The organism is Armatimonadota bacterium, assembly GCA_036504095.1.
Lineage (GTDB): Bacteria > Armatimonadota > DTGP01 > JAKQQT01 > JAKQQT01 > DASXUL01.
This window is the reverse complement of sequence record DASXVS010000002.1, coordinates 34,414-57,437: the sequence shown is the minus strand read 5'-3', so window position 1 is coordinate 57,437 and position 23,024 is coordinate 34,414. Positions and strand designations below refer to the sequence as shown.

Annotated in this window: 21 protein-coding genes; 17 read left to right on the top strand and 4 right to left on the bottom strand. The window is 63.2% G+C overall.

All coding sequences use genetic code 11. The features are described from left to right. Window positions 1-11 precede the first annotated feature (11 nt). Window positions 12-671 (top strand): Spy/CpxP family protein refolding chaperone, encoded by a 660-nt coding sequence (locus VGM51_00410; protein HEY3411495.1) that lies wholly within the window; start codon window positions 12-14, stop codon window positions 669-671. 85 nt (window positions 672-756) lie between these two features. Here VGM51_00410 and VGM51_00405 read toward each other — a convergent pair whose 3' ends face one another. From VGM51_00405 to VGM51_00395, 3 genes are all read right to left on the bottom strand, one after another. Then, window positions 757-2,241: an RNB domain-containing ribonuclease gene (locus tag VGM51_00405; GenBank protein HEY3411494.1), complete on the bottom strand. Its 1,485-nt coding sequence runs from the start codon at window positions 2,239-2,241 to the stop codon at window positions 757-759. Window positions 2,242-2,419: 178 nt separating this feature from the next. Then, window positions 2,420-3,577 (bottom strand): hypothetical protein, encoded by a 1,158-nt coding sequence (locus VGM51_00400; protein ID HEY3411493.1) that lies wholly within the window; start codon window positions 3,575-3,577, stop codon window positions 2,420-2,422. 131 nt (window positions 3,578-3,708) lie between these two features. Continuing rightward, window positions 3,709-6,870 carry a hypothetical protein gene (locus VGM51_00395; protein ID HEY3411492.1) on the bottom strand — a complete coding sequence of 1,054 codons (3,162 nt, stop codon included), beginning with the start codon at window positions 6,868-6,870 and terminating at the stop codon, window positions 3,709-3,711. Between the two features lie 157 nt (window positions 6,871-7,027). On the opposite strand from VGM51_00395, the gene VGM51_00390 reads away from it, so the two are divergent. The 11 genes from VGM51_00390 (at window position 7,028) to VGM51_00340 (ending at window position 16,616) form a co-directional block, all read left to right on the top strand. Further along, window positions 7,028-7,834 (top strand): AAC(3) family N-acetyltransferase, encoded by an 807-nt coding sequence (locus tag VGM51_00390; GenBank protein HEY3411491.1) that lies wholly within the window; start codon window positions 7,028-7,030, stop codon window positions 7,832-7,834. Between the two features lie 210 nt (window positions 7,835-8,044). Then, the gene (locus VGM51_00385; protein HEY3411490.1) at window positions 8,045-8,614 is read left to right on the top strand and encodes a hypothetical protein; all 570 of its coding nucleotides are present in this window, start codon (window positions 8,045-8,047) and stop codon (window positions 8,612-8,614) included. 178 nt (window positions 8,615-8,792) lie between these two features. After that, window positions 8,793-9,083: an RlpA-like double-psi beta-barrel domain-containing protein gene (locus VGM51_00380; GenBank protein HEY3411489.1), complete on the top strand. Its 291-nt coding sequence runs from the start codon at window positions 8,793-8,795 to the stop codon at window positions 9,081-9,083. A 35-nt stretch (window positions 9,084-9,118) separates the two neighbouring features. Beyond that, entirely contained in the window at window positions 9,119-9,946 is an 828-nt protein-coding gene (locus VGM51_00375; protein ID HEY3411488.1) for an SGNH/GDSL hydrolase family protein, read from the top strand. A 274-nt stretch (window positions 9,947-10,220) separates the two neighbouring features. Beyond that, window positions 10,221-11,438 (top strand): type IV pilus assembly protein PilM, encoded by a 1,218-nt coding sequence (gene pilM, locus VGM51_00370; GenBank protein ID HEY3411487.1) that lies wholly within the window; start codon window positions 10,221-10,223, stop codon window positions 11,436-11,438. Window positions 11,439-11,484: 46 nt separating this feature from the next. Next, a complete protein-coding gene (locus tag VGM51_00365; GenBank protein ID HEY3411486.1) occupies window positions 11,485-12,048 on the top strand; it encodes a PilN domain-containing protein in 564 nt (187 codons plus the stop codon). Then, on the top strand, window positions 12,038-12,754 hold the full coding sequence (gene pilO, locus VGM51_00360) for a type 4a pilus biogenesis protein PilO (GenBank protein HEY3411485.1): 717 nt from the start codon (window positions 12,038-12,040) through the stop codon (window positions 12,752-12,754). The genes VGM51_00365 and pilO overlap by 11 nt, the downstream gene beginning before the upstream one ends. Window positions 12,755-12,775: 21 nt before the next feature. Then, a complete protein-coding gene (locus VGM51_00355) occupies window positions 12,776-13,465 on the top strand; it encodes a hypothetical protein (protein ID HEY3411484.1) in 690 nt (229 codons plus the stop codon). Between the two features lie 90 nt (window positions 13,466-13,555). Continuing rightward, window positions 13,556-15,133 (top strand): hypothetical protein, encoded by a 1,578-nt coding sequence (locus VGM51_00350; protein HEY3411483.1) that lies wholly within the window; start codon window positions 13,556-13,558, stop codon window positions 15,131-15,133. Between the two features lie 109 nt (window positions 15,134-15,242). Beyond that, window positions 15,243-15,836: a dCTP deaminase gene (dcd, locus tag VGM51_00345; protein HEY3411482.1), complete on the top strand. Its 594-nt coding sequence runs from the start codon at window positions 15,243-15,245 to the stop codon at window positions 15,834-15,836. A gap of 84 nt (window positions 15,837-15,920) precedes the next feature. Then, on the top strand, window positions 15,921-16,616 hold the full coding sequence (locus tag VGM51_00340; GenBank protein ID HEY3411481.1) for a HEAT repeat domain-containing protein: 696 nt from the start codon (window positions 15,921-15,923) through the stop codon (window positions 16,614-16,616). Window positions 16,617-16,737: 121 nt separating this feature from the next. On the opposite strand, the gene VGM51_00335 is transcribed toward VGM51_00340, so the two are convergent. Further along, the gene (locus tag VGM51_00335; GenBank protein ID HEY3411480.1) at window positions 16,738-17,256 is read right to left on the bottom strand and encodes a DinB family protein; all 519 of its coding nucleotides are present in this window, start codon (window positions 17,254-17,256) and stop codon (window positions 16,738-16,740) included. A 471-nt stretch (window positions 17,257-17,727) separates the two neighbouring features. On the opposite strand from VGM51_00335, the gene VGM51_00330 reads away from it, so the two are divergent. The 5 genes from VGM51_00330 to VGM51_00310 all read left to right on the top strand — a co-directional run bounded on the left by VGM51_00330 (window position 17,728) and on the right by VGM51_00310 (window position 22,957). Next, window positions 17,728-18,204, top strand: coding sequence for a hypothetical protein (locus VGM51_00330; GenBank protein HEY3411479.1), 477 nt, complete (start codon window positions 17,728-17,730; stop codon window positions 18,202-18,204). A gap of 98 nt (window positions 18,205-18,302) precedes the next feature. Continuing rightward, a complete protein-coding gene (locus VGM51_00325; GenBank protein ID HEY3411478.1) occupies window positions 18,303-18,776 on the top strand; it encodes a DinB family protein in 474 nt (157 codons plus the stop codon). A 146-nt stretch (window positions 18,777-18,922) separates the two neighbouring features. Further along, window positions 18,923-20,110, top strand: a complete 1,188-nt coding sequence (gene galK / locus VGM51_00320; protein ID HEY3411477.1) for a galactokinase — start codon at window positions 18,923-18,925, stop codon at window positions 20,108-20,110. A gap of 92 nt (window positions 20,111-20,202) precedes the next feature. Then, entirely contained in the window at window positions 20,203-21,633 is a 1,431-nt protein-coding gene (locus VGM51_00315) for a radical SAM protein (protein HEY3411476.1), read from the top strand. After that, entirely contained in the window at window positions 21,620-22,957 is a 1,338-nt protein-coding gene (locus tag VGM51_00310) for a guanine deaminase (GenBank protein ID HEY3411475.1), read from the top strand. The genes VGM51_00315 and VGM51_00310 overlap by 14 nt, the downstream gene beginning before the upstream one ends. Window positions 22,958-23,024: the final 67 nt, after the last annotated feature.

Sequence of the window (23,024 nt, the reverse complement as noted above, 5' to 3'; positions counted from 1 at the left end):
AGGAGATACCGATGGCAATATCGAAGTGGATGCTGGCCGCAGGCGCGGCGGGGTTCCTTGCAGTTGGGTGCGCGGTTCCCGCGCATTCCCAGGGCACTCCGCAGCGCCCGATTGTGGGCGGCGGGCCCATTCTGCGCAACCCGTTGCTCGGCAGGCTGGCGTTTGTGCTAAGCCAACTGAACCTTACAGAGGCACAGAAGGGGCAGGTAAAGGGCTTTCTCAGTGATGCACAGGCCAAGGCGAAAACCGTCCGCGACAATACCAGCCTGACGCCGGTCCAGAGGCGCACGGAGATGCAGGCGATCGTTAAGGCGCTGCGCGAAAGCATTATGGGCATCCTGACTCCGGAGCAGAAGGCCAGGGCCCGCCGCCTGATGGCCGCCGGTGGCATGGTCGGCCCAGGGCGAATGCTCGCCCGCATCAGGGCACTTCTAGGGCAATTGGGCCTGGCGCCTGCCCAGCGGTCCCAGATCCGAGGCTTCATCATGGACGCCGAGGCCAAGGTTAAGATCGTCCGCGAGTCCAATATGGGACCCGCCGACAAGCGCGTGAAACTGCAGGCTATCGAGAAGGCGCTGCGCGAAAGCATCCTCGGGGTGCTCACGCCCGCGCAGAGGGACAAACTCAAGGACCTACTGGCCAAGACGCCTCCCCCGCCTGCGCCCAGATAGGGACACCGGTGAACAGGAGATAGGGAAATGAGGAAATGGGGAAACGGGTTAATGCTCACCATTTCCTCATTTCCCTATCTCCTGTTCACCGGTCCACTACTTCGAAGTCGATGTAACCCCGGTACGGATCGGTGTGGGTCAGTCGAACGCGGACTTTATGCCCCACCTCCAGGCCGCCGCCCTTGCCCTCAACGCGGCCTTCCACGGGCGGGTTGGCGATTCGTACGTACACACCCTTGTCCGATGCGCCGGTGATGAAACCCGGGAAAACCTCGCCGATGCGCGGGGCGAGCGCGACGGCCGCGATGCTCTTGTGGACCTGGCGCTCCACCTTTTTGGCGTCCCCTTCGCGTTGTGTGCACCATCCGGCGAGGGATTCCAGCTGGCCGGCCGAATAGGGGGCGCCCTTTCCGGCGAATGACGCCAGGAGGATCCGCTGGTCACCAAGGTCCGGATACCGCCTGTTTGCCGCGCTGCCGTGGAGGTAGTTCGCGGCGCCGATGCCGAAATGCCCGACTCCGGATTCGCCGGGAGCCTTTACCACATACTCGCCGCGCCCCAGCAGTTTGATGACCGCCAGCGAAAGGTCCGGAAACCGGTCGGGGTCTTTCTTCCTCTGATCGGCGAGGAACGCCTGCAATGCCTCTCCATCGGGGGCCGCGGGCAGGTTCCAGCCGTGCTGGTCGGCGAGCGCTACGATGCGCGGCCAGTTCTTGGGGGTCTGCACCACGCGCTGGATGCACGGCAGGCCTTTCGATTCCAGGTACGCCGCAACGGATTTGTTTGACGCGATCATGAACTCCTCGATGAGCTCGGTGGCGTGGTTCTGCTCGTGGCCGGACAGTTCGATGCTGCCGTCGGGGTTCAGGATGGGCCGCAGTTCCGGCGTCTGGAAATCCAGTGCGCCGGCGGCGAAGCGCGCTTCGCGAAGCGCTTGCGCGATGCCGTCCTGAGCGCGGAGCTGATCCGCAAGCGCGGGGTTCGCATTGATCTTCGACAGCACCCCCTCCGTCACCGGCGAAATCGCTCCGGTCCGGGCCTCCAGAAACGTCGCAACGCCCGTGTACGTGAGTTGGGCCTTGTTCTGGACGACCGCGGGGTAGACGGTGGAACGGGCGACCGCGTCGCCCTGAATCTCCATCTCGATGACCACTGCGAGGCGTTTTGCATCCTCGTTGAGCGAACTCAGATCGGTGGACAGGCGCTCCGGCAGCATCGGAAAAGTAAGCACTCCGGTGTATATGGAGGTGGTGTTCTGCTTTGCCGCATCATCGGTGGCGGAGCCGATCGGCACAAAATGGTTCACGTTGGCTATCGCGACGTAGAGGCGCGGCCGCTTCGGATCGCTCAGGTCTACGTATTCGATCTGGTCCAGATCGCGCGAGTCATCGTTGTCGATGGACGACCAGAGGAGTCCGGTAAGGTCCTTCACGGAGACGGCGCTGAAATCCGGTTCGGCGGCGCGCTCCGTCTCGTTCGTCACCTTCTGGGGAAAATCGGTGCGGAATCCGCGCTCCAACATCGCCTGACGCGCAATCGCCTCAAGGTCAACCGAATTCGACTTGTCCATGTTTTTCGCTCCTCGCAGTGTGGCGCGGACAGGCGCCCGCAGCCTGAACGTTTGGTTATCGTGCCGGCCGTTACGCCCTCAGTCTATGCTCGCCGCGTCCTCCGCTGTGAAGCCGGCGGCATAGAGGTGCAACACAATGCGGGGCGACCCGAGCCCGCTGCGAGTCTGTTTGGAAAAGTCAGGGATTCGGTTCCAGCCCGGTCACCTTGCGCGCGATGCGCTCGGCATCGGCCAGATCCACCCGTGTCGCGGAGGCGCCGGTTGTGACAAGGTTCAGTCGCGCCTTGAGTTCCGCGGTCAGAGCGATCTTGCCGCCGGCCGCGCGGATGGCTTGTTGCACATCCGTCAGCGTGTATGGCGCGACCACCACGCTGTACTCCCACGTGTCGTTTCCCGGTCCGAAAAGCACCACAGTCTGCCGCGCCGAATCAAATGCCATGGCGTGGCCGTGGCGTTGATACGGGCCGGTGACGTTTACTTCGGTCCAGGTTGTGCCGTCATATTCCCACGTATCACCCAGAAGCGAGGTCGAGGCGCTGCCGCCGTATAGAACAGTCTTTCCGCGCGCCGAGTCATACACCATCGCATGCGCCTTGCGGGCGGGGGGCGATGAGCTGGGGTATTTTGCAGTCCACCCGCTGGCCGGCGCCCATTCCCAGGTATCGTCCAGGTCGGTCCAAGCCGTGGAGTAATGGTATCCTCCGAAAACGACCAAACGCCCCCTTATGGAGTCGTACACCATCGCGCTCCTCAGGCGTGCGGATGGACCGGTCGGGGGCAGCTGCGCCCAGGCAGTCCCATTGAATTCCCAGGTGTCTGCCAGTTGGGAAGCACTGGCTGATGTTCCAGAAAACAGGATCACCTTGCCCCGGCCGGGGTGGTACGCCATCGAGTGCTCTGCACGCTGGCCGGGACCGGTCACAGCAACCTGTTTCCACACTGAGCCGTCCCATTCCCAAGTGTCATTCAGGTAGCGATTTGCGGTATCGTAGAAAGACCCGCCATACAAGACCACCTTATGCCTCGCGCTATCGTACGCCATCGCCAGATCGGACCGCGCGGGGGGGCCAGTGGAAGCTACCTGCGTCCAAGTCGTGCCGTCCCACTCCCACGTATCACTAAGATAGCGGTGGGCGGTGTCATAATAGTGACCGCCGAAAAGGACGGTACGGCCTCGCGCGATGTCGTAGGCCATTGCGGACCCGTCCCGCGAGCGCGGGCCGGTCAACGAGACGCGTTTCCATTGAGGCGTCTGGGCCTCGATCCGTATAGGAATGATGCCAAGTAGCAGCACCGGCACGACGGTCCAAGGCTGCGGAAAGAAACGACTGCACATCGCATACCTCCCTCCGGTGGGGGCATAAGCGGTCCGTGCGGGCCGCACCCATGGCTGCTATGTTAGCATACACACACAATGGGCGCCCACCGTGCCAAGTCCGCACTGGCCTGAGTGCCGGACTCGACGGTTCAGTCGAGCTTTGCCATCGCCGCCCGGTTGAACGTAACGCTCAAAGGTATCGCCTGCCACGTCTTCGCGAACAGGCCTACCTCGCCGGGCGCAGCCTCAACCCGCAGCGGCACGGCGACCGACCACCGCCCGCCGTCCGGCCGGCAGTCGAACCACAGCGTGTCGCCGGCCCGCCTCGCCCTCAGCTCGATCTTCGTCCCAGGCGCCGGTAGCGGAATCGACCCCATGCCGTTGCGCCCGCTGGCCTCCAGCGCTATGGATGTCCCCTGGAACGGACCGAACATGGCGTAGGCCCCGGACCCTAGCCCGACCGCCAGCCCCGCCTGCCCGTCGCCTCGGATGCCCGGGACCTCCATCGTGACGGTGTACGACCAATCGCCTTCCGGCGCCTTTCGCATCACCCTCGGCCCGTCCCATGCGTTGTTCCAGAGGTCATAGGCCTGGGTTGCCGGTATGGTCAGGCGGAGGCCCATACTCACAGAGAGAGTTGGTCCGGGCGCCGGCTTGAGGACGGTCCAGTCCGGTCCCGGGTCCATGCCAACCTGCCCGAGGGCCGCCGGTCCCGCGAAATCATCGCTCCACAGCGGCGTCTCCTGGCCGAACCGCACCACCGGCACGCGGAACGGCCCCAGCACGCGGCCGTTGTCGTCGTTGAACTGGTACGTCAGCGTCTGGGTACTCGGCTTGAACGAGGCCGCATCCCAACGCGCCTCAAACGTGCCGTCCGCGACTTTGGTCACCTTCGCGGTCAGCCCGATATGTCCCGGCGAGACGGACGAGACGACCCGGCGCGGTTTGGCGCCCTTCAGCGGCCATACCTCGTAGCGGATGACGGCGTTGTCCGCCGTCAGAGATACCGGCGCAAGGTGGTGGACCACCGCACCGACGGCCGGTGTCACCGTGAAGCCGTTCTTCCATTGGTACGCGTTCAGTTTCACCGGCTTCCCATTTATCAGCACGTCCGCGCGTGGCTTGCCCTTGCCCTTCACGACGACTGGCGAAACGGTCCGGACGCCGGACCCGATGATCAGCTTCGGATGCGTCCCGCCCGGTTGCGTGATCTGAGGGAAATCTTCCGAGAGCCTTGCCGAAACGCCATCGATGCCGAACGCCTGCTTCGTGTTCCAGTCCACCCACACGTCGCCGTATTTCTGCCGAGCGTAGGCTACACTCGCCAGCGCGCTGCCCGTTCCCCAGTCCCACGAGGTGGGGCCGGCGGGCCCGTTCACCCCCCCGTGGCCATAGTTCTCATCGGCGTGGCCGGTTGGTTTCTTGGTGTAGGCCAGCGGGGAGATGAGGGCGTTCTCGGGCATATACGTCGTCGCGAACCCGGCGCGCAGGCCCGCGATTCCGCGATTCAGGTAGGCCGCCTTCCCCGTCAGCGCATAATAGTCGAGGTTCGTGCAGGCGAACTGCGCCTGGCGTGCGTCGTTCCACTCTGCGTCCGTGTTCTGGACACCATAGCCCCCGTAGCCCTCGAACGTCATCCAGGGCGGCGACCAGCACTGCTGATATAGGTTCAGGTAGTCCATCAGCGCCTCGCCCTCCTTGAGATCGGCGGGCTTATGGCCGGCGAGGTACAACTGGCGGAACATCTCGGCGGCCCAATGGATGCTCAAATTGTTCTGCGGGTTCTGATCGGTGATGCTGTCGTAGAAGGTCTCGGGCTTGCCGCTGCAGCTGTAGAACGTCTCATAGTCGAACCACTTGTTGCGCGGTATGATGTCCCGCCGCACATACGCCGCCACCCTTCGCGCGGCCTCCGTGTACTTCGCTTCGTGCGTCACGCGTCCCAGGAATGCCAGGAACATGCCGCACCCGGCCGACTCGGCGCCTTCGGCGAGGTGAGTGGTCGGCTGCATGGTGGCCATCGTGACGTAGGCCGGCAAGTTGCCGTCAGGTTTTTGGTTCGCCACGAGGTAGTCGCCAAACCGCCGAGCGAAGGCAATTGAGGCCGGGTCCGTCTCCAGGTCCTGGTCCCACATCAGCAGCCAGTAGGCGGCCCAAGCGCAGTCCACCACGTGGCAGATATCCGGCCCGCCGCCGGCGGTGAACTGGTGCCATGTTGCGCTGTCCCAATCGTAGATCACCGGGAAGAGCCCGTCTTTCTGCGGGCTGTGGAGCAGCAACTGGCGGGTCTGCCGGGCTTTCTCAACCAGATCCGGACGCTGTAGGCGCTTCCCCCACAGGTACGTGCCGTACGCGGAACGCAGGTCATTGAACCAGCACTGGAACCACGTCGCGTTCGCATAGCCCCAGGAGTTCATCGTCGCCCCGCCCACCACTTCGCCGTCCATTACCCCCTGGCGCCAGATGACCGGCAGCATATATTGATCGATGCCCGTCGCCGCGTAACGTGCCCACGGAACGGATTGCGCGCGCACATTATCGGCGGTCATCAACCGGTCCCACCATCGCGTGGCCATGCGGTACGCCCGGCGGGGCTCGGCATTGGCGGTCAGAAGGATGTCGTACGAGTAGTGGAACTCCCGCGTGCCGCTGTGGCGCGTTGTTTTACCCGTCTCGTGCCGCCAGAACACGTGGCGCACCACGTTGTGCTCCTGCAGGTCGAAATCGAGGCGCGCGCCCTTCGGGTCCCGCACGTCCAGGCCCAGGGTTGGGGGCAGCGGTACAGCGCCCAGGTCACCATCCAGTTGCGGCAGCAGGACGGCCGCCAGCCTGCCGCGCTGGACCACCACCGCGGGGCTGCGGAAAACGTGCCTGCCGATGACCTCGTCCGGGTTGGGCGTCAGGTTCGGCGTCCAGGTGGCGTCCGGCTTTCCGCCCAGGAAATTCCACCCGGCGTCGAATGCCTCCACATCCGTCGGGCCGTTGGGGTTGAGATTGACGGTCGTCTCAACGTGAAGGCGGTTGCCTTCCGGCCGAAGGTGAGTGTAAACGGCGCCGTCATCGGGGAGTCGCCGCGAGATAGACACCATCGGGACGGTCACGTCGGCCGAAGTGTACTCCAGCGTGTTGATCCGCGCCCCGCCGCGAGACGCGGCCGACTCCAGGACCGGCAGCCACCCCTTTCCACTCTTCACCGAAACGCGGATTCTGCCACCCACGGCATCAACACGAACGGAATCACTATGGCAAACGGCGGCGCGAGCGGGGACGACACACAGCGCGCCCAACAGGAACAACGTGGTGGTTTTCATGCCCCCATGGTGAACGGATTGATTGCCGGAAGACTAACCAATATCTGCACCAAGAAAATGGGCCCCTTGCGGTTGTATATTCGCTAATGGGCGTCTGCCATTCGCACCTTTATGCCAGATACTGGATGCCGAATGCCCACGGCGCTACCATTCTCGTATGCAATCGAAACAGACTGTGCCGCTTGAGCGGTTGATAACCGATCTCCGCAACCTCGGCATCATGCCCGGCGATTCCGTGCTCACGCACGCTTCGCTATCGCGTATCGGGTACGTGGAAGGCGGAGCGGAGACCGTGGTGCGCGCGCTGGTGGAAGCGGTTGGGCCGCAGGGCACAGCCCTGTTCCCGGCGCACACCGGGCACCCGGGTATCTCGCCGGAACACCCGCCGGTATTCGATGTTCGGACATCGCCCACCCTGAACATCGGCGCCGTCCCGGAGGCCGCCCGCCAATTTCGGGGGGCGCTTCGGAGCCTTCAGCCCACGCATTCCGTTACCGCCATCGGCGCGCGCGCTGCGTGGTTCACTGACGGGCACGAGTTCTGCGCCACGCCGTGCGGCCCTGGGAGCCCCTACGACAAGCTCTGCACGGCCGGGGGTAAGATCCTGCTGCTGGGGTGCGACCACGAATCCAACACCAGCATCCATATGGTCGAGGAACTGGCGGACGTGCCGTATCACATGCTTCCGGGAAGCGGAATGATGCGTATCACGGATTCCGAAGGGCAGGTGCACGAACTGCCGGGTCGTTTCCACCGTTGGGGCGAACAGCGCGATTTTATGCGGCTCGACGGCGAGATGACGGAATGCGGAATCCAGCGCATCGGCACGGTGGGCGACGCGGTCTGCCGCTTGGTGAACGCCGCCGAAATGCGGGACCTTATGCTGGAGCGCCTTCGCGCGGATGCCGGCATCCTCTTGCCCGCCCGGTCCTCGAACGCCGAGGCACTGCTTCCCGGAAGCTGAATCCGCAGCGCCGGGAAACAGGCGGCCGGGGCGTTCAGGGAAGCGTAGGTCGGGTGCTCCAACCAATTTGGTTCGCACACTTATCCGGCTTCTCAACGATGGCGCCGGGAATGGAATGGCGACATAATCTGAGTGGAACAGCTCCAATCGGGGGCCAATCATCTCGATCTGCGTCCACCGCCGCAGCATGAGGACAGAGGAGGCAAGCTCGTGAAACTGTTACGCTCAATCGCCCTTACCGTGGCTGCGGCCACCATCGGAACCGCTTCATTTGCACAGGCAAACTGCAAGAAGCCCTCAACCATGCCGGCTCCCGTGATCTCCAAGGTCACGGCGTTCTCCTTCACCCTGAAGCAGATCTCCACAAAAACACTGGACGATGTGACTTCAACCGGCCTCTACAAGGGCAGCACGATCCTCATCGTGACCAGTGCGGACGCTGCGGTATCGCCCATCATCATCCCCGTCGAAGTGGAATTGCGCACGCAGACGGTGCTGAATAAGAACGGCGACGGGCTCACGGACGGCGTGATTACGATGTTTGCCCCGAACACGAGGAAGTTCATCACCGGACCGATGACAGCCGTCAACGAGAACTTCGGCGATCTGACAGGCGTCATCGAGGGCCGCTTTGGGGGCGTCGGAGTGGCGCAGGCCCGTCTTCGGGCGGTTTTCCACGGGGTTTTCGTGCAGGACAGCACCGGCGCGTACACTGATGTGAACGTCGATGCCCGCGGCGTCATCCTGGAAGTTCCGCAGGCAGGTGGGCGCAAGAACTAGCGGACAACCGCTGTCTGGAATCCTGGAGGCCGCCCGCCCGGGCGGCCTCTTCGTTTCGGTCTCGGGCGTAGTGTGGTATAATAAAGGGAAGGGCAGGGGAATTGCCTCGTCGCCAGGCAATCAGCCTCTCGATTCCGTCTTGCGTGTCGCAAGGCGCCAACCCCTAATTCTGTTGCTTATGAAGTGGATTCTGTTGTTACTGGCGCTTGTTTCGAGCGCTGCCCAGGCTCGAAGCGTCAAGGCGTCGTTCTACGACGCTCCGTCGCGTTCCTCGTTTGCGTCGCGCCACCGCGAATGGCGGGGGCACACCTTCGCGATTTCCTATGGCGGCCGCACCGTTCACGCGGTCTGCCGCGACTATGGCCCCTTCGTCCCAGGGCGTGAGATTGATGTCAGCCGCGACGTGGCGCATCAACTGGGGTTTGTCCGGAGGGGAACCGCCAGGGTCTCTATCCGGCGTGTCCGCTGACAAAGCGGCACGGCAAAGAAGAGGAGTGTCCCCCTATGATTCGCAGATTGCTGATCGCGGTTGCGTTCGCCGTCGTGGCGGCGGCCCATGCCGCTCCGCCCATGGCGCCCAATGCTCGCAACACCTCCGCTTACAATGACTGCCGGACCCATTTCACGGTGGTCGTGCTGGGGTCTTCCACCGCTGCCGGCGCGGGGGCGGCCCCGGTGTCCATGTCCTGGGTCAATCAGTACAATTCCTACCTTCAGAGCATAAGCCCCGCCAACAAGGTCATAGACCTGGCGGTGAGCGGGTACACGACGTATCAGGTGCTGCCGACCGGCAGAGTGCCCCGCGCCAACCGGCCGGCCCCGGATCCCGCCCATAACATCACCTCCGCCATAGCGCTCAAGCCCAACGCCATCATCCTCAGCCTCCCTTCGAACGACATTGCGAGCGGTTATTCGCTGGAAGAGGCGTACCACAATTTCGAGACCATCGCCACCGCGGCGAGGGTTGCGCGAATCCCCCTTTGGGTGTCCACGCCGCAGCCCCGGAACCTCACCGCCGACAAGCGCGCCCAGATGGCGCAACTGAGGGCCTTTATCAACCGAACCTTCGGCGCGAACGCCCTTGACTTCATGTCCGGTTACGGAACGCCGGATGGAAGCCTGTTGCCGGCGTATTCCAGCGACGGCACGCACCCGAATAACGCGGGTCACGCTATCCTTTTCCGCCGCGTGGTGGCCGCCAAAATCCCGGAAACCGTCTGTGCGAGCTTAACGTCCCGCGCGGGCCGGCGGCCCATCAGGCTCCGCCCCGCCCCCACCACAAACCCTCATCCGATCGGGTGGCAGGGCGCTCGCAAAGCGCCGGCGAAGTGACCGCCGCATAATTGAATGCTCCAGCCTTAAAAGGCTGCGCAGGAGGCCGGGAGGCATCGACAGCGATGCCTCCCGGCCTCTTTTTGGCCTGCATCGGTGAGAAGGCCCACGGGCCCTCGGGATGGCGGTTAAACTTTGTAGTCCCAAATCCGATGCGGTGCATGGCATAAGTGATGTGCAATCCGGATTGGTATCCGGGGCCGGCGTCTGCGGCGCTGAATCAATTGTGTCGGGCGCGGGAACCCGGATCTCGGACCCCCTAAGTGAGGCGGCAATGGAGATTTCTCTGTTCGGAACAAAGAAGAGCAACAAGACCCTGGGCGTGGATATTGGCACGCACTCGATCAAAGTTGCGGAGATTACGGAAACACGCCGCGGCGTGGAATTGGGCCTGGTGGGCATCGCGCCCACACCGCCCGGCGCAGTCACGGAGTCCGGCGTCATGGACGTCGCGGCGACGGCGGCGGCCATACGCGGACTTTTGGACGGGACCGGCATTGAGACGGTCGGCGCTGTGGGCGCGTTGTCGGGCCCGGCGGTCATCGTGCGCCAGATCAAGATGGGCAGGCTTCCTGAAGCCGTGCTCCGCAAGACCATCGCCTGGGAAGCAAAGAAATACGTGTCGTTCCCCATCGAGGACTCCGTCGTGGAGTTCCAGATCCTGCCGGACGACGCGGGGCTGCTTCCCACGGAAATGAACGTGATGCTGGTCGCGGCGCCCCGAGCGCTGGTGGACGGCTATGTGAACGCGATGGAAGCGGCGGGGCTCGAGCCACTCGCTCTGGACATCGGCTCTTTCGCCACGATGCGCGCACTCATCGACACGGCTCCGAACCCGGAGCTTTTCCATGAAACCATCGCGATCGTTGACAGCGGCGCGTCCTATACGGACGTGAACATCGTCAAGAACGGCCGCAGCGTCTTCACCCGCACCATCGGCACCGCCGGGAATGCAATCACAAGCGCGATCACCCAGGCGCTGGGTTGCGACACGGATGAAGCCGAGCGGATCAAAATGTCCATGGACGTCACTCAGGCCACTGCAGACCGCAGCCTGCTGCGGACAGACAAAGTGGCCGGCGCCGTGGTGCCCCTGCTCGAAGAGGTGGTCAAGGAGATTCGCCGGTCCATCAACTTCTACCAGAGCCAGTTCCCCGAGGGGGGCCAGGAAGGCCTGGTCCATCGGCTGATCATCAGCGGGGGCACTGGAAAACTGAAGGGCCTGGATACTTACCTGCATTCCATCCTGGATATGCCGGTCGAAATGGCGGACGTATTCCATCAGCGCTTTGTAAACCTGGACGAAGCGCGCGCCAATCTCCTTTCCGCGGACGCCGCCTCCATGGTGCTTGCCGCCGGGTTGGCGCTTCGCGAGATAGTGGCGCGCCGGTATGTTGCCGCGACGCCGCGAACCAAGGCCTCCAATCAGGGCCTTCCCAAACTGAAGTCGAATTCGAAGGCGGCGAAAGAACCCGCCGCGACCGCACGATGAGGGCGTGTTGCCCACCCTGGCGGTCAATCGCCTTGAGGAGCCTGAGATGTTATTGATCAACCTGATCGCCGCGCGGCGCGCGGAGCGGCGAAAACTGGAGTTCATACGCGGAGTACTTGCACGTTGCATGTTCGCGGTGGGCGCGCTGACGGTCATGGGCGTGGTTTTCATGACGTTCTCGATCCAGACCACCCGCAGCCGCATCCGGGACGTGGATGCCCAGACGGCGATGCTGCAAACCACCGTTGCGAAGGTGGAGCAATTGCAGGCGGACATGGCCGCGGTGCAGCCCCGGGTTGCCACCCTGCTCGCTGCGCAGAACTCCACCAATCGCTGGCGCGCGGTTCTCCAGGAAGTGGGAGCCAGTTTGCCGGCGAAGGCGTGGCTCACATCCTTCGCTACACAGGCGCAGCCCGCGGACAGCTTCATCGTCACCGGTCAAACGATCTCGCAGAAGTCGGTGGGCGAAGCGATGCTGCACCTGAACGGAAAACCATACGTGCAGAGCGTGGAACTGCATTATACGCAGGCCAGCAGCAAGGACAAGCTCGTAAACTTCGAGATGGCCGGCGCACTCGTACCGCTGGAGGGAGCGACCGATGGCAAATAAACGAAGCCGCCTGGACAAGCGTACCCTGAGTGTACTCGGCATCGTGCTTGGCGTGCAGACAATCGTCTGCGCCGGCCTGGTGATGAGCGTTCACAACAAGAAGGCCGCTATGGAACAGACGCTGGCCGGCAAGGAAACCGCGCTGAACAACGTCCGCACCGTCAGCGCCGGCTTGCCCGCTCTTCAGGCGCAGTACGGGAATATGCAGGCTCAGGTTCAGTTCCTGGAGAAGGGCCTGCCGCAACCGCAGTACATCCCGACGCTCCTGGGCGACATTGAGAAGACAGCGGTTAGCAGCGGCGTGAAAATCCTGGAGTTCCGCCCGAAGACAGCCGCGGCTCCAACGGGCGCCGCACCCGCGGCAAGCGCCGGCGGAACCACTCAATATCAGTTCGAAATGAACGTTACCGGCAGCTATGGCACGGTGCAGAAGTTCCTGAAGAATCTGACCAGATTCCGCAAGATCCTCGCGCTCAGCAGCATCAAACTGCAACCGGCGGCGGGCCCGAAGACCAGCCAGTCGCCATCGCTTACGGCAGCGCTCTCGCTTACGGCCTTCGTTCTGCCGCCTTCACCAGCAGCGACGCCCGCGGCGCCTGGCGCAAGCGTGGCCGGGGCCCCAACGCCCGCACCGGCAGCGACCTCCGGAGCCAAAGTGGCCGAAGGCCAGGGCATGGCCGCCTCCAAAGCGGTTGCCCGTGGATAGCACAACGAGAGGGAAAAGACGATGGATAGTCTAGAACGAGAAACAAGAGAACGCAAGAAGAAGATGATCGCCCTCGCATCGTTGCCGCTGTGCCTGGGATTCTTCCTCTGGCGAATCCAGACGACGACGGTGGCGGCTCCCCCGCCCAAGGCGCCGCCGGCTCCGGTAGTAGCGCAGGCCGCTCCGGCCGTGGCGGCGGCGGTGGGCCCGGTCATGTCCCTTGAGAAGCAGCGAATCGTGGAGGTGCCGCTGGGCGACAGGGATCCCTTCGTCCAGACCGTCAAACTGGCTGAGACCGGTGCGCCGTCCGCATCGCCGGCGGGAACGACTTCGAAGCCCGTGCTGGTGACCGAACTGCCGAACATGACGCCTCTGCCCACGGTCAACCCGATGCTGCATTCATTTGGGACCCCGACCCCCGTCACTGCGCCATCGCCGCTGGTGACCAAACCGGGAACACTGGTGGCCGCGGCGCCGGTTGCGCCCCCGATGCCGTACGTGCTGTCCGGCGTCGTGCAGGGCAATCCGGATGTGGCAGTGCTGAAGCACTTCGACGGCAGCCGCCGCATCGCGAGAGTAGGCGACATACTCGATCCCAAATTCCGCCTTGTGGCGATTCAGGAAACCACCGTGGTCCTGGAAGGCGGCGGAGAGAAGAAGACACTTCGTCTCGATGGAGAAACCCCGGCCGCGACGCCGGCAAAGAAATAGGACATCGGAATAACGCGACGGGGGCCGGCTCGCCCAGCCCTTGACCGAATACCGAAGACCCTGACCGTATCCCTGGAATCGGAGATGGCAATGAATCGAATGACACGAAAAACTCTGGCCGGCGCGGCTCTGGCGGTTGCGCTGATCATTTCGGGCCCGCATACCCGCGTACTGGCGGCACCCGAAACCGGTCGCACCGTGACCGTAAACTTCGTCAACGCGGACATCGTGGACGTACTGAAGGCCCTCGCCACCCAGACCGGCAGCAACATCGTCGCCGGACCGGAGGCCAAGGACAAGCAGATCAGCGTCTCCCTGAAGAGCGTCGACCTGGCGTCGGCGCTGGACATGGTAACCCGCCTGAACGGGCTGGGCTACCAGAGCATCGGCGGTACCTATGTGGTGGCTTCACCCGCGCGCTTGAAGGAAATGTACCCCGGCGCGTCGGAAACCTCCATCTACACGCTCACATCGCTGAAACCGGCGGATGCGGTGGTCACCCTGACCAAAATGATACCTTCCCTGCTGGCGCAGCCGCAGGGGACCTCCATGGTAACCCTCACCGGTTCCGTGGAGGAGGTGACACAGGGCCGTGAACTGCTTTCGCGGATGGAAGGCGCCTCCGGCAGCGGCGAGAGCGAGCGCCAGACCATCGTCTACGACTGCAAGTACCTGAACATACTCGAGGCAACCCGCACGCTCACCAGCCTGATACCGGACATCATGGTTACCCCGGGACCCGGCAGACGCCTGCCCGGTGAAGGTAAAGTCGGCAGCAGCAGCAACGCCACGACCGAAGTGACGCTGGCAAACGAGAAGACGGAATCCTCGGGCGCCGTACTCACCCCTGGCGCCTCGGTAACCGACACCAAGGTCTCGTTCACGGCCGGAGAAGAGCCTACATCGCTCCTGCTCACGGGCTATCCCAGCGCCCTGGCCAAGGCCAAAGCCCTCCTGGAACGAATGGACGTTGCCCCGCGCCAGGTGGAAATCACCGCACGCGTGATGGACCTCAACGACGACGACGCTTTCAAACTGGGACTGAAGTACACGCCGCGACCGACGGGCGTGTCCGAAAGCGCGGGCGCTACCGCTGGCCGCGTGCTGAGTTTCGGCCAGTTCTCCCGCCTGCCGTTCAACGTTGGCATCGACCCGGACTTCCAACAGATTCTGCAGAACTCCCGCCTGCTGGCTGACCCCAAGGTCGCCGCCGTTGACGGAAGGCCCGCACGGATCTTCATCGGCGACACGATCACCTACGTCATCAGCCAGACCTATGACTCTGCGTCTGCCAAGCTGACCTATCAGACCGAAAAGGCGCATGTCGGCATCACGCTTCTTACTGTGCCCAAGATCTCGCCGGAAGGTGATATCACGCTGGAAGTTCACCCAACCGTATCGTCGCTGGTCTCCCTCGACACCTACGGCAACGTGACCCTGCCCCGTATCTCGGAGCGCAGCGTTGACACGACCATCAGGGTTAAGGACGGCGAAACGGTCGCCATCGGCGGTCTGATGCGCGAAGACGAGATCAAGACGATGACGTCGGTGCCATACCTGAGCAAGATTCCGATCTTCGGTGAGCTGTTCAAGCACCGTCAGACCAGCAAGACCCACTCGGACGTCACACTCTTCATCACCACGCGCGTCGTGCCGGACACCAAGTAACCTCAGCGGATATCAGCATTCAGCATCCAGCATTCAGCATCCAGCATTCAGCATCCAGGTTTCGGACCTGAATGCTGGATGCTGGATGCTGAATGCTTTACAATGCAGTATGCTATCCGATAAAGACATCAAGGGGGCGCTGGCGGCGGGGACCATCGTCGTTGAGCCGCTCGAGGACCCCTGCGTCCAGATCCAGCCCGCATCCATCGACCTCCGCCTCGGCAACGATTTCCGCGTGTTCAAGCACGCGCAAAGAGCGTTCATTGACCCGCTCAAGGACGATACCGACGACTATACCGAGGTTATCCACGTCCCCGATGGCGGCGTCTTCATGCTGCACCCCGGCGAGTTCGTGCTGGGCAGCATCAAGGAATACGTGAAGATCCCGGATAACATCGTCGGCCAGGTGGACGGACGCAGCAGCCTCGGCCGCTTGGCGATTCTGGTGCACGCCACCGCCGGGTTCATCGACCCCGGTTTCGAGGGCAACATCACGCTGGAACTGAGCAACGTGGGCAAAATGCCCGTGGCGTTCTATCCCAACATGCGCGTCTGCCAGATCTCGTTCACCCGTCTCTCCAGCCCGTCGGAACTGCCGTACGGCCACCCGTCACGCAAAAGCAAATACCAGGGCCAGCGCGGCCCCACCGGCAGCCGCATCCAGAACGACCGGCCCACACGGGACAAGGCTGAGAGCGAGTAGGGCGGCCTGGGTCACGATATCTCCGCCGCTTGGTCCCTGGTCGACGGCCCAAGGGGCGATTGCGGTTAAGAATGGAGGTGGCAAGTGGCTACTGCCGAGTTCGTTGCCTGGATTCAACGTCTCATGGACGAGAATCCACAGCCGGTGGCGGAGTTGTTCCAGCGAGCCAACCTCACCAAGGACGTGGAGGAATACCTGACCTTTCTCTGTGTCCTGCACGCCCACGGCAACCGCGAGGTGTTCGATGTCGCCGTGCGATACAGCCAGAGCAAGGTTGCGGCGGAGCGGGCGCTGGCAGCGGACGTTCTCGGTCAACTCGGATGGGATAAGCTGCCCTTTCTGGAGGAGCGACTGCAAATCCTGCTCAATCTCCTGAAGGACAAGCGTGCGTGTGTCCTGAACTCCGCCGGAATCGGGCTGGGACATCTCAAAGCCAGTATGGATTCAATGGATCTCGAGACCGACCCCCGAATGGTTCCGCCGCTGGTTGCCCTGAAGAACCACTGGAGCGGAAGTGTGCGATATTCCGTGGCGTTCGCCCTGTGCGGCCTAGATGACGACCAGACCGTGCAGACCTTGATCGAGCTGTCGGAGGACGAACAGATCATCGTACGCGATTGGGCGACAACGGGACTGGCAGGGATCGATCTTGACATGCCGGAGATCCGTGAGGCCCTGGTGCGACGCCTGGATGATCCCGACGAGATCACTGCGCGTGAGGCTCGCGAAGGCCTGGCCCGCAGGGGATGTGATCCCCCGCCAACTCCACCTGTTGCGTAGTCCGTAAGTTGGGGCGCAGCCCTTGAGCTATCCCAGTGGATGTGCTCTAGGGCACGATACTGGTGCGCACCGGGTTCGGGAACGGACTACTGGAGGGTATCCATCGACAAAGGCAGCACCCTCAGTTGTCCGGCGTTTCCTCGCCCAGAAGGTGCCTTACGGTGTACATCTGGCCCGTGTGGTAGGCTACGTGAAACGCCTGATACTTCAGGGTCTGGGCATAGGTCCACTCCGGCGGCCAGCCGGGCGCGGGGCTGTCCAGATCGGGATTCAGCGCCCGCAAATACGCGACCGCTTCCTCGTTCACCCGCAGCAACTCCCGGCAGACCTGCTCCGCGCTCATCGCCAGATGCTCCTCCGAAGGAGGCGCCGCTATCGTCATCGGGTAATAGGCGAACCGGTCATCGATGAGCGGGCTGCTCACCCGGCATTTGGTCAGGTCTGGCCGCCACGTCCCTTCCTTGCCCTCGCCGGCCAGCCTCGCTGCTTCCCAGTATGCGATGTGCCCCGCGAGTTCTCCCACCGAGAGAAGCCCTTCGGCGGGCCGCTTCCAGACGTTCCCGTCTGCCAGCCCTCTGAAGGCCTCCGTCACCTCGAAAAAGTCCAGTTCCAGTACGCTCAGGTAAGCCTCTAGCATCATTCACCTCCACAGTGTTAACGACATCGCTGTTCATATTACTTCCGGCTGCGCGATGAATTGTAGTAGACATCGTCGCGTACGGCGGGGACTGCCCGCGGGCTCCGAAGAAGGCGGCCACCGTGGCGCTCGTCAGGATTGTGGAGAGAAATCGCACACTTCTGCATCGCCTGAAGCCGACGGCTGCGGGACGAAACCGGCTGGAGCCGGTTGCACGCCGATGGGCCGTTCCATGTGAGCCGGATTCAACCGGATTTGTCGGCCAGGCGTCGGTTTCTGCCGATGCAGAAGGCCCCGCCCTGCAATCAGCGGTGCATTTCGGCGGCATCCTGTGGTGAAAAAACACGAACGTATGTGCTATCATGGGCTTCCGATGGTGGCGCCCTCAACGGGCGCCCTTTGTTGCTGTCCGGACCGGCGATCTGAGCGGCGCCGCTCCCGGCCCACCGACAACGCTCACATATGGAGACATTGATGAGTTACCAGGACAATATCATCGGCGCCACGGAGAAAGCCATGGGGGATCTCTTCCGTTCGGCGCGCGCGACGACGGCGGACAAACTCGAATGGAGCCCACTGGGCGAAGGACGAACGACTTTGGGAATCCTGCAGGAATGCGCTCAGGCGCCCTCCTGGCTAACCCCTCTGGTGGCGGACCGGAAGTTTCCGGATATCACTCCGGGGGATATGGAGAAGGGCCGTGAAGCCCGCCAGCAGTGGAAGACCATCGACGAGTGTGAGAAGGTCTGCCAGGCAGGCACCGCTAAGCTGTTTGCGGCGCTGCGCGCCGTACCGGAGTCCGAGTTCATGACCATGGTTCACCTGCCGTTTGGCGGCGGGTTCGACATGCCCCTGGCGGCGGTCATGTCCATGCATTTCTGGAACCTGACATATCACCTGGGCCAGGTGAACTACATCCAGACGCTGTACGGCGACAAGGAAATGCACTGAGAAGACGGAAATCGCGAAACGAGGAAATGGGGAAATGACCCGGAACCGTTTCCTCATTTCCCCATTTCCTCGTTCCATCCGAGCAGGAGGTATGAACTATGCCTTACACCGTTGCCGATGCCGTCCAGGGACTCCGGAAGAGCCGGCAGTCCTTTCTGAAGCACTTGAAGGGCCTCAAGGCGGATCAATGGGACTGGAAGCCTTATCAGGAGTGCAAGAGCATTACGGAAACGATCGCGCACCTGATCTGTGATGACCGGGCGGCGCTGCAATCGCTGCAGTCCGGCAAGGAACCGGACTACGATTCCCTCACGGAGCCCGAGCGCGATCGCGACAAGCTGCTCGCGATGCTTGACGCATCGCATCGCGAATTGTGCGATTTCATCACCGGGAAATGGAGCGGTTCGCCGCTCGACACCGAGGTGTCCATTTATGGCATGTCGATGCCGTTGGTGAGCGGCGTCGCGGCCCTGTCCTCGGAGGATTTATACCACTCGGGTCAGGTGGCGTTCATCCGCTGCGCCACGGATCCGGACTGGGATTACTATACGGATATCTACGGCCCCGAGTGAGGGGGTGCCGGGTGTCAGGTGATGGGTGGCAGGCCCGACACCTGACACCCGAAACCCGTCACGTCCCTTTCACCCGGCGCTCATTAGCGCTAACCTATGGTTGATGAACTCCCGGTCCTCGGACCCCTGCACCCAAACGGACAACCATGACAGAAGAACGCTTGACTCATGTTTCCGCCGCATTTTCGCGGCGTTTCTCCGGCGAACCAGCCTTCATAGCCCGCGCACCAGGCCGCGTCAACCTCATCGGTGAACACACGGACTACAACGATGGCTTTGTGATGCCGTGCGCGCTGTCCTTCGACGTGCTGATGGCGGTGCGATCGCGTCCCGACGAGACGGTCGTGTTGCACTCCGCCAATTTCCCCGGCGACGCATCGTTTCCGCTGGACGATATCGAGAAGAGTGGCATCAAATGGGCGCAATATATCAAAGGGGTGGCGTGGGCGATGCAGGAGGCCGGCTACCCGCTCCGCGGCGCGGACGTGGCGTTGGAAGGCGATGTGCCGGTCGGCAGCGGGCTCAGCAGCAGCGCCGCCCTGGAAGTCGCGGCGTGCCTCTCCCTCGCCCACAACTCAGGGCACGTGATTCCGGGCCCGGAGATGGCGCAGATATGCAAGCGGGCGGAAAACGAGTTTATCGGCGTTCCCAGCGGCATCATGGACCAGTTCATATCGGCGGTGGGGCAGGACGGCCATGCGCTTTTCCTGGATTGCCGCGACCTCTCCTTCGAGCACATTCCTTTCGATCCCGATGCGGCCGGCCTGGCGATGGTCGTCGCGGACACGAGCAAGCATCGCGGCCTGACGGAGGGGGTCTACGCAAAGCGCGTCGAAGAGTGCGAAGAAGCCGTTCGGCTGCTCAAGCAGTTCATACCGGGGATGAAGAACCTGCGGGACGTGACGTTTGATGAGTTCCAGATTCACCAGCCCCACCTGCCGGATGTGATCCGATGCCGGGCACGCCACGTGGTATCCGAGAACGCGCGGGTTCTCGGGGCTCGAGAGGCCCTGAAGGCGGGCGTGTATGAAGGTCTGGGCGCGCTGATGAACGCAAGCCACGACAGCCTGGTGGCCGACTACGAATGCGCCGGACCGCACCTCGAGGCGATGGTGACCGCGTCACGGAGCATACCGGGCGTGCTCGGCAGTCGCATGACAGGGGCCGGCTTTGGCGGCTGCACCGTGACGCTGCTCCGGAAGGAATCGCTGGCCCAGTTCATGGCCGAGGTTCCAGGCCTGTACCAGGAAGCGATCAGCGTTCTGCCAAAGGAAAGCGACCTGGTCCCGCACCTGTACGCCGTATCGGCCTCCGGCGGAGCGCGCGTGCTGTAGCATTCTGTCGCGCGTGACACTGTTCCGAAACGGCCCGTTCTCCTCAGTGGAGGGCGCAACCCAGCGCCCTCCACTCACACGGGAGACGCCCTTTGCACGCAAAACTGATCCTGCCAGCGCTAACTGAAGCGCATAGCCCTTTCTTTCGGCCGGTCAAATACTCCCTGTTTCCGCCACTTGGACTCGCGACACTGGCGGCCTACCTGGATGATGCAGACGAAATCCAAATTTGCGATGAGCATGTCGAGAAGCTGGAACTGAACGACAGGCCCGACCTGGTTGCGATCCAGGTCTATATCACTTCCGCCCGGCGCGCGTACGAGATCGCCGACCACTATCGCGCGCAGGGGGTCCATGTGGCTCTTGGTGGCCTGCACGTTACCTCCCTGCCGGATGAGGCGGCCCGCCACGCCGACACCGTCTTCCTCGGGCCCGGCGACGATACCTGGCCGGCCTTCCTGGCCGATTTTCGCGCGGGCCGCCCAGGCAAGGTGTACCGGTCGACCGTGCGAACGTTGGATGGGGCCCCGCGGCCCCGGCGCGACCTCATCCGCCGCAATCTCTACCTTGTGCCCAACTCCATCGTCGTATCCCGCGGTTGTCCGCATACGTGCGATTTCTGCTACAAGGAGTCGTTCTTCGCCGGCGGTCGGTCGTTCTACACACAGGCCGTCGATGCGGCGTTGGAGGAGATCGCCGGCCTGCCCGGCCGCCATCTGTACTTTCTGGACGACCACCTGTTTGGCGATCGCCGCTTCGCCTCGGCACTGTTCGCGGGCATGCGCGGCGCGGGCCGGGTCTGGCAGGCGGCGGGAACCGTGCAGACCCTTCTGGAGCCTGGACTGCTGGAGCAGGCGGTCGCCTGCGGCCTCAGAAGCCTGTTCGTCGGCTTTGAAACACTCAACGCGGAGAACCTGCGCGAACAGCACAAATACCAGAACCTCAAGCGGGACTATGATGAGGCCGTCCGCCGGTTGCACGATCTTGGCGTGATGGTCAACGCATCGTTCGTGTTCGGCCTCGACCATGACGACGCGGAAGTGTTCGACCGCACTGTGGAGTGGGCGGTTGGGCAGGGAATCGAGACTGCGACGTTTCACGTCCTGACTCCTTACCCGGGCACCGCGACCTGGTGTCGTATGGTCGCGCAGGGCCGTATCCTGCATCGTGATTGGGACCTGTATGATACCCGTCACGCCGTGTTTCGGCCGGCGGGAATGGACGCCGGCACATTGGAGCGTGGATACTGGAGGGCGTACCGCGATTTCTACCGATGGGGCGCTATCCTGAAGGGGGCCGGCGCTCACGAACGGTGGGCCGATAGACTGCGCCACGCCATCTATGCCGGCGGCTGGAAGAAGTGCGAGCCCATATGGGATTTGCTGATCCGGGCGCGGCGTGTTTCCACCTTGCTACCGGCGCTGGAGAGATTACTGGGTGGCGCATCGGGTGTTCCGAATACGGTCCGCCGAGGCGAAGCCAACAAGAGATCAGACAGGGTGAAAGTGCGTGTCACCGACTGACACAACCGAATTGACCGGCCTGCGCGGGCGCATGATCCACGCGCCGGTGTACGGCGCTCTGGAGGAGTGGCGCGACGGCGTCGTCCTGTGGGACGGCGCCGGGCGCATCGTGGACGTGGGGCACGCGGCGTCTCTCCTGCCGCGCCACCCCGATGTACGCATCGACGACATGCGCCCCGCGCTCGTATTGCCCGGCCTCATAGACGCCCACACGCACCTGCCGCAGTATCCCGCGGCGGGCGCCGGTTCGGGCGACCTCCTTCCCTGGCTTCACCGCAACATCTTCCCAATGGAACGCCGATTCCGCGCCGCTGAGGCGGAAGCCCTCGCGCCCCTTTTCTTCCGGGATTTGGCCGCCAATGGCACCACCACGGCGGGAATCTACCTCGCGGTCTGGGAAGACAGCGCCGAGGTGTGCTTTCAGCACGCGGAAGCCGCCGGATTGCGCGTCTCCATGGGCAAGGTGATGATGGATGACGAAACGTATTCCGACACCGCGCCCACCCGTGTCATCGACCAGAGCCTCGAGGAGACCGACCGACTGTGCCGCAAGTGGCATGGACAGGATGGCGGCCGCATTCGATATGCCGTCAGCCCCCGCTTCGCCGTGGCGTGCTCCCTGGCGCTGATGCGCGGCGCCGCCGAGATCGCGGCGTGGTATGACGCCGGCATTCAAACGCACCTTTCCGAGAATATCGATGAACTGAAGGCTATCGCAGATCGATTCCCGGATGCGCTGGACTACACCGACGTTTACGCCCGCTGCGGCCTGCTGGGACCCCGAACCGTGATGGGGCACGCTATCCATCTCTCCGACCGTGAGCGGGAAACCCTCGGCGTCACCGGCACACGGGTGGCGCACTGTCCGACCTCCAATTTCTATCTTGCGAGCGGGATGATGGCGCTCGATGCGCTGCGCACCGCCGGAGTTGCCGTAGGACTGGGGTCCGATGTGGCGGGCGGACCCGACCTCAATATGTGGCGCGTTATGCGCGGCGCCATCGAGACGAGGAACGCGCGGTCCGCGCTCACGAAAGGCGTCGCGCCATTGCTCGCGCGCCACGCTTTCCACCTCGCGACGCTCGGCGGGGCGCAGGCGCTGGGCGTTACGGATACAGCCGGCTCGCTGGCCGAAGGCAAGGAGGCGGATATACTGGTTGTGGATCCGTCGGCGGTTGCCCCGCCGGAGGCCGCGGTGGAGGCGATGGATGCGGACGAAGTGTTATCGCTGTGCGTCTGGCGCGGCGACGACCGCATGACGGTGGCTGCCTACGTACGCGGCCGGAAGCTGGACGTGAGAAGTTTGAACTTGGAGGTTGGATGAACAGAGGTGGAGGCTGGGTGACTGGCACCGGAATCCATCGTCTCACTTCCGTTTTCCAACGTCCAGT

What these genes read in the sequence shown, in the direction of transcription:
- VGM51_00410 (HEY3411495.1), top strand. Translation starts at nt 12, where the DNA reads ATGGCAATATCGAAGTGGATGCTGGCCGCAGGCGCGGCGGGGTTCCTT.
- VGM51_00405 (HEY3411494.1), bottom strand. Translation starts at nt 2,241, where the DNA reads ATGGACAAGTCGAATTCGGTTGACCTTGAGGCGATTGCGCGTCAGGCG.
- VGM51_00400 (HEY3411493.1), bottom strand. Translation starts at nt 3,577, where the DNA reads ATGTGCAGTCGTTTCTTTCCGCAGCCTTGGACCGTCGTGCCGGTGCTG.
- VGM51_00395 (HEY3411492.1), bottom strand. Translation starts at nt 6,870, where the DNA reads ATGAAAACCACCACGTTGTTCCTGTTGGGCGCGCTGTGTGTCGTCCCC.
- VGM51_00390 (HEY3411491.1), top strand. Translation starts at nt 7,028, where the DNA reads ATGCAATCGAAACAGACTGTGCCGCTTGAGCGGTTGATAACCGATCTC.
- VGM51_00380 (HEY3411489.1), top strand. Translation starts at nt 8,793, where the DNA reads ATGAAGTGGATTCTGTTGTTACTGGCGCTTGTTTCGAGCGCTGCCCAG.
- VGM51_00375 (HEY3411488.1), top strand. Translation starts at nt 9,119, where the DNA reads ATGATTCGCAGATTGCTGATCGCGGTTGCGTTCGCCGTCGTGGCGGCG.
- pilM (HEY3411487.1), top strand. Translation starts at nt 10,221, where the DNA reads ATGGAGATTTCTCTGTTCGGAACAAAGAAGAGCAACAAGACCCTGGGC.
- VGM51_00365 (HEY3411486.1), top strand. Translation starts at nt 11,485, where the DNA reads ATGTTATTGATCAACCTGATCGCCGCGCGGCGCGCGGAGCGGCGAAAA.
- pilO (HEY3411485.1), top strand. Translation starts at nt 12,038, where the DNA reads ATGGCAAATAAACGAAGCCGCCTGGACAAGCGTACCCTGAGTGTACTC.
- VGM51_00355 (HEY3411484.1), top strand. Translation starts at nt 12,776, where the DNA reads ATGGATAGTCTAGAACGAGAAACAAGAGAACGCAAGAAGAAGATGATC.
- VGM51_00350 (HEY3411483.1), top strand. Translation starts at nt 13,556, where the DNA reads ATGAATCGAATGACACGAAAAACTCTGGCCGGCGCGGCTCTGGCGGTT.
- dcd (HEY3411482.1), top strand. Translation starts at nt 15,243, where the DNA reads ATGCTATCCGATAAAGACATCAAGGGGGCGCTGGCGGCGGGGACCATC.
- VGM51_00335 (HEY3411480.1), bottom strand. Translation starts at nt 17,256, where the DNA reads ATGATGCTAGAGGCTTACCTGAGCGTACTGGAACTGGACTTTTTCGAG.
- VGM51_00330 (HEY3411479.1), top strand. Translation starts at nt 17,728, where the DNA reads ATGAGTTACCAGGACAATATCATCGGCGCCACGGAGAAAGCCATGGGG.
- VGM51_00325 (HEY3411478.1), top strand. Translation starts at nt 18,303, where the DNA reads ATGCCTTACACCGTTGCCGATGCCGTCCAGGGACTCCGGAAGAGCCGG.
- galK (HEY3411477.1), top strand. Translation starts at nt 18,923, where the DNA reads ATGACAGAAGAACGCTTGACTCATGTTTCCGCCGCATTTTCGCGGCGT.